At 54.8% G+C, this 9,406-nt stretch carries 7 protein-coding genes and 1 pseudogene; 4 read left to right on the top strand and 4 right to left on the bottom strand.

Annotation, left to right across the window (positions count from 1 at the left end; translation table 11 throughout):
* The first annotated feature begins 407 nt into the window (after window positions 1-407).
* The 3 genes from HDG33_RS36290 (at window position 408) to HDG33_RS36280 (ending at window position 3,538) form a co-directional block, all read left to right on the top strand.
* A complete protein-coding gene (locus HDG33_RS36290) occupies window positions 408-1,319 on the top strand; it encodes a polysaccharide deacetylase family protein (RefSeq protein WP_184041069.1) in 912 nt (303 codons plus the stop codon).
* A gap of 257 nt (window positions 1,320-1,576) precedes the next feature.
* Entirely contained in the window at window positions 1,577-2,518 is a 942-nt protein-coding gene (locus tag HDG33_RS36285) for a glycosyltransferase (protein ID WP_184041066.1), read from the top strand.
* A gap of 99 nt (window positions 2,519-2,617) precedes the next feature.
* Window positions 2,618-3,538, top strand: a complete 921-nt coding sequence (locus tag HDG33_RS36280; protein ID WP_184041063.1) for a glycosyltransferase family 1 protein — start codon at window positions 2,618-2,620, stop codon at window positions 3,536-3,538.
* A gap of 360 nt (window positions 3,539-3,898) precedes the next feature.
* On the opposite strand, the gene HDG33_RS36275 is transcribed toward HDG33_RS36280, so the two are convergent.
* Together HDG33_RS36275 and HDG33_RS36270 are read right to left on the bottom strand one after the other, a co-directional pair.
* Complete coding sequence (locus tag HDG33_RS36275; protein ID WP_184041060.1) at window positions 3,899-5,023, bottom strand: glycosyltransferase; 1,125 nt, start codon at window positions 5,021-5,023, stop codon at window positions 3,899-3,901.
* A gap of 105 nt (window positions 5,024-5,128) precedes the next feature.
* Window positions 5,129-5,725: pseudogene (locus tag HDG33_RS36270) on the bottom strand (sugar transferase); the annotation flags it as partial.
* Window positions 5,726-6,946: 1,221 nt separating this feature from the next.
* Between HDG33_RS36270 and HDG33_RS36265 the strand changes: the two are divergent.
* Complete coding sequence (locus HDG33_RS36265) at window positions 6,947-8,032, top strand: glycosyl hydrolase (protein ID WP_184041054.1); 1,086 nt, start codon at window positions 6,947-6,949, stop codon at window positions 8,030-8,032.
* 540 nt (window positions 8,033-8,572) lie between these two features.
* Here HDG33_RS36265 and HDG33_RS36260 read toward each other — a convergent pair.
* Together HDG33_RS36260 and HDG33_RS36255 are read right to left on the bottom strand one after the other, a co-directional pair.
* The gene (locus HDG33_RS36260) at window positions 8,573-8,941 is read right to left on the bottom strand and encodes a hypothetical protein (protein WP_184041051.1); all 369 of its coding nucleotides are present in this window, start codon (window positions 8,939-8,941) and stop codon (window positions 8,573-8,575) included.
* Between the two features lie 207 nt (window positions 8,942-9,148).
* Window positions 9,149-9,406: AAA family ATPase (locus tag HDG33_RS36255; RefSeq protein ID WP_221311648.1), on the bottom strand; the 258-nt coding region annotated here is incomplete at its 5' end.

Below are 9,406 nucleotides of genomic sequence, written 5' to 3'. Positions count from 1 at the left end.
TTCATCGAAACCCCATGGCGGGTGTACGAAAAGGGTGGAAGCTCGATTTAATGTGCAGGCGATGCGGCGTTGCCAGATCTCGCTTTTTGTCACGGGACGGCAACATTTTGGGTGCGGGCGCTGCGCGCGTCAGTTCGGTGTGCAACGCAATCTGTCAACAATTCCTCTGCTTTGCGCGCCACCAACTTCAGAATAATCGTCTTACCGTACAAAGATAAGACTGCCTAATTCTCCCCTGAACCACTGTTTCCCCGCAGTAGATTCTTCGGTGGAAAATTAGCGTATATTTCACACTAACTAGTATCCCAGACTATCTGAAGACGGTCATCACCTCCGTACGCTAACGCACATCGCGTTTGTGGCCGTGACGGCACAATCCCATTCAACGCCGTTAGATTGGGATGCATATGAAACAATTGATGCGTGAGATATTCACACGCGCGCTGCTTTTCAGTAGAACCCCCGCGGCGATTCGAGCCTTTCTCTGGCGCGATCGCACCGCGATTCTGCTCTATCACGATCCGTCGCCCGCCACGCTCGAGGCTCATTTTGAGTACCTGAAAGACAAGGTCGAGTTCGTGCCGTTGTCGCAGGCAAATTCGCGAGGTCGTGGTCGCCCGCGCGTGGCCGTCACGTTTGACGACGGCCATATCGGCAATGCAAATCTGCTGCCCGTATTCATCAAGTACGGGGTGTACCCGACCATTTACATCTGCAGCAGTGTCGTGGCGCACGATCGTACTCACTGGTTCCTGCATCCTGTCGCGAGGGATGCAGGTGTGAAGCGGCTGATTCGCATGAAAAACCACGAGCGCCTGGCTGAACTCGACGCGCGAGGCTTTCGTCAGGACTTGCCTGACCCAGCGGCGACGATTAGTGGCCTCAGCGCCGCCCATATTGAAGAGATGCGCCCCTATGTCGACTTTCAGTCTCACACACGCTATCACCCGACACTAACCTTCTGTGACGATGACGAATGCTTTGAAGAGCTTGCGCTATCAAAGTCGGAGGTAGAACGGATCGTAGGTAAGCCTTGCGAGCATTTCGCGTATCCCTATGGCATTTATGGTCCGCGCGAAGTCGAGCTGCTGAAGGCCGCCGGCTACAAGACCGCACGCACGACCGACGTGGGCTGGAATGACGAAGGAAGCGACCCGTTCCGACTCAAGGCGTTCGACATTGACGATGACTCTTCCGTGTCGTGGTTCGCCGCGCAGCTCACGGGCCTGACGTTGGTGCCGCGCTATCTGCGACTGGGACGCGTCAGGCGCCTGGCTCAGCGCATCTTTAGCAGGCCACGTGCATTGAACCAGGCGTAGAAAGCACAGCGCCGACGCGACAGCTCGCGCAGCGGCGTACGACACCGTCGTGCACCGCGCTGCATCCAACCCAGGGCGGCGAATCGTCACGATAAGGTATTCGCTAATAAAAATACTATCGCGCGCGATCTCGGCTTCGAGCAGAACAAGCGGTCAACGTTCGAGCACCTGTCAATCAAAGGCGCAACCGGACCGCCAGTGCATTATTCGTAACGGCCTTATTGTTCCTTATCTCCACGATTAAAAAGGAAGGCGGCATGCGTAAAATCTTCATCACGTCTCCGGGCACCGCCAATTATCCGGAAATTACTGCCTATCAAAACTATTTTAAAGCGCGCGGCGTGGATGTGGTGGTCGGAACAATCAGCGATTACCGCGCCCTCGATAACAAACGAGATTTCGTGTTGTGGGAAATCATGGGTTTTTATCCAAACCGGTTTGAATCCGACTTTGTCATCCATGACTACCGTTCTCTCTCCGTTGGCGGCTGGCCGGCGATGAAAGACGTCGCGAAGCGGTATTTCAATTGCCAGCCGAATCTGCGGATCTTTCAGAACAAACGGCAACAGGAGATCATGGGTTTCGGTCACGGCGTACCCAGTGTGATCCTGCCCATGGGCGTGCCGAACTGGATCTTCGAGGTACAGGTTGGCGGTCAGACCGAAAAGAAAGCTGATTTCTGTTATATCGGCGAAATGAGCGTCGAGCGGGGCTTCGATTGCGTGCTGGAAGCATTTATAAACAACTTTCAGAAGCGCGACGTCTCCCTCCTCCTGGTGGGAAAACCGGACCCTCGCATCTACGAAAGATTTTCGAATGCAAAAAATATCATTTTCACCGGGCCGTTGCCGCAGCGTGAGGCGCTGAAGCACGTGGTCGAATCCGATGTTGCGGTGTGCTATTTCCCCTATCACCGGCCGCACTGCTATCAAACGCCGACCAAGCTGCTCGAGTATGCTGCGCTCGGCAAGAAAATCGTGTGCAACGACTCGCCGTCGAATATCAGATGCTGTGAAGAGATGGGCATCCATAGTGTGATCACCACGGCGAACATCTTTGACGGAATCGATGAAGACGCCGCGCGCGGTGCGACAGCGAATCGTCGGACGGACTTCGCAGACCTCATTTGGGACCGGGTGATAGAGCAGTCCAACGTCGCGACATTTCTGCCAAAGGATATCAAGCTAACCAACGCTTGACCAATCCATTGAGGTGCGACATTTCAACGAATGCGACTCGAACTGCCCTTGGTAGCACTGAGTCAGCCGAAGAGACGACATTTGAACGGTGGCAATGACATGCAGATATTCATTCTTCACCCCGGCAAGGCGAATTATCCTGAGATAGACGCCTACACGAAGTATTTTGTGAGAAACGACTGTAAGGTAACGTCAGGGACACTGGATGATTACAAAAAAGTCAAGAATCCGGAGGAGTACATTCTTTGGTGCATCATGGGCTTTTACCCCAGGATCCCTGCTGCAAAATACGTTATCCACGATTACCGCTCGCTGTCTGTCGGGCGTAACAGTGCGCTAAAGGACAGCATCAAGAAAACGTTTCAACCACGGCCCGATCTTCGAATATTTCAGAACGACTCAATGAGTGCAGTCATGGGCTTCCGCGACGGCGTAGATACCGTTTTCCTGCCGATGGGCGTACCGGATTGGATTTTCACGACGGATGCTGACCGCAACCAGGCGCTTCCGTCGGGAACGTATTGTTATCTGGGCGAGATAACGCGGGAACGCGGCTTTGTCGGCTTCATCAGCGACTTCCTGGCCGCCAAGCGCGACTCGGATACCCTCGTTCTGATTGGGCCTGTTGAAAAGGAAATCTCCGACGCATATCTTCGATCGCCCGGCATCCTGTTCACGGGACGTCTTGCGCAACGCGATGCCCTCGCGGTGGTTCGCAACTGCGAGATTGCTATTTCAACCATCCCGTACAAGCGTCCGTACGACGTGCAGACGCCGACCAAGCTTCTGGAATATGCTGCGCTCGGCAAAAGAATCATCTGCAATGACTCGCCTTCGAATCTGAACGCCGCCGCCAAGTTTGGAATTCAATGTAAAGTAACGGGCCCAGACGTATTCTCTAGCATCTGCAATTTCCACGGCGATATGGTGCCGAAAAATGACCCCTCCACGCTGCTGCATTTGCGGTGGACAGATATAATCGCCGCCTCGGGCGTGGAGCGATATCTCGCGCGGCTCTAAAAATTAAAATGGTTTGCGCGATGACACGCGCAAACCATTTCTCAAAAGTCAGTCTCGTCGCGATCGGCGTTCCGTGAACGCTGGTTACGGAGTGGTGCTTCGATTCTTGCCGCGCCCCATCGGCACGTTCGGGCCAGCTCTTCGCCCGTCCCGACTGCGCGAATCGATGAGGAGTTGATGGTCACGCGCGTGAAGAGGCTTTTGTCCGCTACTCTTCACTTCGGCAAGAGCACTGTATGCAATCGGTCCCAGACGACGTCTTGCTGCAAATCGCGCAGTCTGCGCAAGCAACTGAAACCGGCGCCGCGTCCCCTCTTCGCCGGAAAATCGCGCCAAGCCCCGCCGCGCAGCTTCACGTAGTCACTCGCTCAACACCGAACGGCCCTGGCGAATGCTTCTCAACTGGGCCGAATAAAGCAGCGCGATGTTGTTGAAGAAACGATCTTCACTGAATCTGTTGCGCGCTTCCTCCTGCGCGCGTCGCAATAAACCTTCACGAAATTTATTCTCGGCTATCATCTTCCGGATCAGCGAAGTCGCTTCTGCAGCCGTCCGATAAAGAACGCCGGTCGAATTGTGACGAATGGTGTCTATATTGCCGGGACAATCTGACGCCACAACGGGTGTGCCGAGCGTCATTGCTTCAATCAGAGAAATCGGCATTCCCTCCCAGGAAGCTGTCGACAAATAGATATCCGCTTGCGCCACAGCCGCGATTACGTCAGCACGCGTAAGCCAACCGGTCACACGCACGCCGGCGTCCTCGAGCGTCCTCCTGAGATCTGCGTCGCCGTCGCCGATCCATACGAACTCGACGCCGTCCCGATCAAACGAGCGTGCAATCTCCGCGAACAATCGCGGATTCTTTTGGACACGAATGCCGCCGACAGTCACAATTTTTCGCCTTTTCGTCGATCCGACTTTTCCGGCGCTTTCCAAACGATTGTTGCCCTGGACACTGACAGCCCGATCGATCGCGTTCTCGACCAGTACTGCATCTCGCCGAAGGTAGCGGCGAATAGCGGCGCATTCACTCTCGGAGCAGCCAACGTATGTGCAGTTCTTCACACACGCAAGCAACTCCAACGCGGCGAAACAGTATCGCTTCAACCTGCTTATGTCTCGCCGTACGAAAGAGATGCAGTGCGGGCTATAAAGAAGCGCCGTTGACGGCAACGCAAACAAGGTCGACATTCGTCCCAGGAAACCTGCGAATGACGAGTGCAGATGGACGATATCCGGGTTCAATTCGACGAGTTGTTGACGCAAGACAGACATGATCCGTGCCAATGATGGCCCTTTCATCTGCAGATGCTGCAGGACGACGTCAGAGTGAAACATCGCGCGCAAATTCTTCGGTGTTTCCTCGCGCTCTGAATAGATCACATACACCTCGTGACCTTCCTTGGCGAGGCGCGTCGCAAGCGTGCTCACAACTGCAAGCGTTCCTGTAGCAGTCGATTCGATTACGTGGACCACTCTCATAACATGTTTCTCGTGAATTGCGCAGCAATAGCGGAACACATCCCCGATCGGTCACCGCGATCGGGACGACATGCAATCTACGACAGGGAAAGGACCTCAGCCGGCTCAGTAGGCGCCGTCTCTCGCAAACACCACCTTGACGGTTCTCAGAAGAATCGACATATCGAATGTCAGCGAGCGGTTCATTGCGTATTTAACATCGAGCGAAACCCGCGTCGGATAGTCCACATCGTTGCGGCCGCTGACCTGCCATAAGCCTGTCATTCCCGGCTTCAGCGCGAGGTAGTAACGAACATCGCGGCCATATCGCACCAGCTCCTTCTGCACGATAGGACGGGGTCCCACCAGGCTCATATCGCCGCGCAGCACGTTCCATAGTTGCGGCAACTCGTCGAGGCTCGTCTTGCGCAGAATGCGGCCAACCGGCGTCACACGAATATCGTTTTTAAGCTTGAAATCGCGGTCCCATTCCGCACGAGCCTGCGGATCGGTTGCGAGCAGTTTGGCGAGAACTTCATCCGAGTTCTTGACCATGGAGCGGAACTTCAGGCATTTGAAAGTACGTCCTCCTCGGCCAATTCTCGGATGACCATATACGGCGTTTCCGTGATCGCTCATGACTGCCAGCGCAATTATCAGAAGAACCGGGAAGAGCAGGATGAGTAGAACCGACGCCCCGCAAACGTCCATCGTTCTCTTCACTGCGTCGTCCCACCTTGCGACGAAGATGTTCTCGCTTTGCGGGTTCGAGTCATCCAGGGCGACCTGTTTTGAATTCGCCTCAAGGCACGCCTCTTCCAGTTTCGGATCCGCGGTGGCGTTGGATTCGAACATACTATCTCCTCAGTTCGGAAACTCGTGGGAAACGATGCCGGCGTAGGCACCCAGCGCTTGCAAAACAGATTTTGGTGTGGAAGTTCATCGTTTAGTGAAGCTAATTTCATTGATTCACTGACGAGTCACGACGAGCGTAACATCTCACTCAAAGACCGAATGTTAGCAATAGCGCATAAAGTCGCCATCGTACAGTTCGATCGCAACACGTCGCCTTCATCAGGTGCATCAACAGTTCTTCTGCCAATCAAATACGCAGAATTCGAATCATGGCTTCGTTCTTTGATTGGTCTTATTGCCAGGTATCACTCGTAAATATCATGACAAAGCGTTCAGGTCAGACGCATACTTTTATCAGACGTGTAACCGTTCTTTCGAAAGCTCGTGATTTCGAATTTGTCTAAAGAGAGATGACAGTTTTCATCTTTAGAAAAAAGAAAATTTGATGAAGGAACAACTTGTGTAATGACTGACCGCAGCAAGGTCTATGCGATGACTCGCGCTGCCCATCGAAGTCGCAAGTATCCCGGCTCGGCACTACGAATCGATGTGCGTTTCCGTACATGATCGGACGATTCGCTCATTGCGGAGTTCAACGCGAAGACTTCGTGATATGCCGGCAAGCGTGGCGCAACCGGCGTCGGAAATCTGATAGTGAGAGTGAGGCATTGCGTCACACAACAAACGTCACCATGGACTGATGCCGAACAAGGGGGCGCATCCTTAGGAAGATTGAGTCGCTCTGTTCTGAAGTGTAGTGTCTGTGCGGGACGCTGACGTCGACACGGTATTCGACGCGCGTGTTCGACATATCCGTGCGATCAATGCGGTCGCTTCAACAATTGATGTTCAGCGGCACACTTAACTCTGACGTTTTCGGAACCAATTCCAGGCGACAGCATTTATAGTTGAGAAATGAAACTCACACTTCTCTTTTTATTCGCCGTCTTAACACTTTTGTGTGGGCAGCCGATGTCGGCCTTCGCGAAGAACGGTCGCGCCAAGACAACGAACGCGACTACCGCCACTGCTCAGCAACTCGCGGCGCTGCAGCCGCCGCCTACCGGAAGCGGAAACGACCGTTTTGCAATGGACGTGAACTGCAATCTCTGGAGTGCGGATCAGACGGCGCTGAGCGAATGCTCAAAGGACCTGGATCTGATTGCCGGATTGGGCGTCGGTACGGTTCGCCTCGGCGTTTCGTGGGACTTCATGACGCTGGCCGACGGCAGCACGCTGGACCCCAACAAAGTGGCCTTTCTGAAGTCGCTTCTGAACGCCGCGCGCACGCGCGGCATGAAGATTCTTTTCCAGGTGGGCATGTACGCGCCGTCTAGCGCATACCAATGCCCGGCCACCAAAAATCCGCCGACCGCATCGTCACCGAGACTCGACTTCTGCGACGCGACGTTCACGAAGTATCTCGGCTCGCTCATGGACGTCGTTCTGCCCTTTACGGCTGACATCGAACTGTTCAATGAGACCAACTGGTCGTTCTCCGCTTCGGACCCGTCTTATGGCGATCCGAACGGTATCTCCGGATACATTCTGAATCGCAGCAAGACGCTCTATTCGGAAGCCAGGCAGATCCTGAACACGAAAAGCCAGTCGGGCTACAAAACGGTTCTGCACACTCAGGGCATCTCGTACTTCTACAACTCGGCGTACCCGAATAACGGCTGGAAACCGCCCGCGGGCAGCGAGCTGATCCAGGCGACCGACTACATCAAGGCAATGGGTAACAACACGAAGAGTGCTTCCAGCCCGTTGAACATCGAGATCGACGTCGTCGACGTTCACCCGTACTTCAGCAGCGCCGACTACCAAACGCTGATGCAGTCGTTCAAGACGACCGTTTCGAATCTGGTCGCTAGCGGTCCCAAGCCGATCTGGATCACGGAAACCAACAACGGAACGACCCGTACGGACGCCGGACAACTCGCGGCATTCAATCAGTTGAAGGTGCTGATGGACAACGGTTCGGTGGCAAAGGCGTTCTGGTATGTCGTGCGTAACGGCGATCCGAGCAACGGGGAAGGCGACGGCTATTCGATCTACGATTACAACCGTAACCTGATTTGTCCGCAGCTTGCCGCCGCTATTCGGGCCTACACCGCGAGCATCCCGCGAGCGCAGCGATTCCTATCGGGTCCCTACCTGACCCCGGTCCAGTGAAGGCGTCTAATTGCAATCGATGAGATGAACGCGAACGCCGACTCCGCCGTTTGCGTCATTTTGCTGTTCTGCCCTGCTCCAACGTGCTTGATGGTGTTGCAAAGAGGAAGCAGCGGACATACGCAATGACGGATGAGTCATAAGAGGGCGATGAGACTAATTCTCCTCCTTTGATCCTCGCGCGCGCGCAACGCAAAGCGCACACGCGAAGACCCCAATCGCCACGCCGATCAGCAGACAGGCGGCATGCGTCAAGAAAGTTACCATCTTCCACTCCCTTTACGACCACATCGAATTTTCGAGAAGTTGAACAGCACGATGTCATCGGTGGCGTAGCTATGGCTTGAGATCTTCCCTAGCGGCACCGGACAGTGTGATGAAGGCGATCCAAAGTCCGGCAGAGATTGACAGGGGCGCGATGTCCCGCTTGCGGATGGATGCCGACCTAATAATCGAACTCACTATACCACGGGTTTAGCAACGCTTTCGGCGCCAAACTTCAGAATGGCAAGCGCATTGCATCGCCGGCGGCGCGCGGGTTCAGAAGAACTTGACGTACGAAAATAGCCGACGCGGTAGGCGAGCGCGAAGATGCCGGCGTCGCGATGGACGAATATCATCAGCATCAAAATGGCAGACGCCGGCCGGCACAAACAGAGAGGTCGGAAAGATCCCGTTATAGATGAAGACGCCGGTGCCCGTGCGTTCAGCTTTCAAAAGCGCCATCAGGCAGATGAAGTGCCCGGCGAACGCAGTGATCGGTAAGAAACGGACCGTGGCGATCTTCGTGTACTCCCTTTCGCTGGTCAGCGCTTCACCCAGCGTCTGTTGCAGAAACACGCCGAATGCGAGGGCGATCACCGGGATCGAATCGGAGGGGCCGGAAATGATCGCAACCTTCAGACGCAAGCCGGTTAACGAGCGGATAAAAAGTACCCGAGAGCCGTCGGCCCGCAGAACTTCCCGATCAATAGAATCGAAACGAAATTGAGCGCCTGACTCAGTACAACTCCAGCGACATTGACGAATGAGTCTTTGATGTCCGCCAATCATCCACGCCGAAAGTCGGCTGATTTTTCATCGTCATTCGTGACGACGGCCCTCGCGCCGTGAAGGCTAGTCTTTCTTTGTCTCTCCACTGGCCGGCAGTGCATCGAGATAGGAAGCACTGCGATAGAGGTCTGCGCGCGCGCCCAGACTATAGCGATAGACATCCGTATCGATCCCGTTGAAGATCACACCCTTCACCCGGGCATTCGCCTGCTTGAGCTGCGCGGTCGCCTCCACCACCTGCGCAATGGAAGTGGTCTCGAAGCGGGTCACCAGCAACACGGTGCCGCAGCTATCCGCAAGCGCGGTCGCGTCGGATACGGC

The organism is Paraburkholderia sp. Cpub6, assembly GCF_014201065.1.
GTDB lineage: Bacteria > Pseudomonadota > Gammaproteobacteria > Burkholderiales > Burkholderiaceae > Paraburkholderia > Paraburkholderia tuberum.
This window is presented reverse-complemented; position numbering and strand designations above follow the sequence as displayed.

Bases quoted from the DNA above. Each gene is read 5' to 3' on its own strand.
- HDG33_RS36265 (WP_184041054.1), top strand. From the start codon at position 6,947: ATGGACGTGAACTGCAATCTCTGGAGTGCGGATCAGACGGCGCTGAGC.
- HDG33_RS36285 (WP_184041066.1), top strand. From the start codon at position 1,577: ATGCGTAAAATCTTCATCACGTCTCCGGGCACCGCCAATTATCCGGAA.
- HDG33_RS36275 (WP_184041060.1), bottom strand. From the start codon at position 5,023: ATGAGAGTGGTCCACGTAATCGAATCGACTGCTACAGGAACGCTTGCA.
- HDG33_RS36280 (WP_184041063.1), top strand. From the start codon at position 2,618: ATGCAGATATTCATTCTTCACCCCGGCAAGGCGAATTATCCTGAGATA.
- HDG33_RS36290 (WP_184041069.1), top strand. From the start codon at position 408: ATGAAACAATTGATGCGTGAGATATTCACACGCGCGCTGCTTTTCAGT.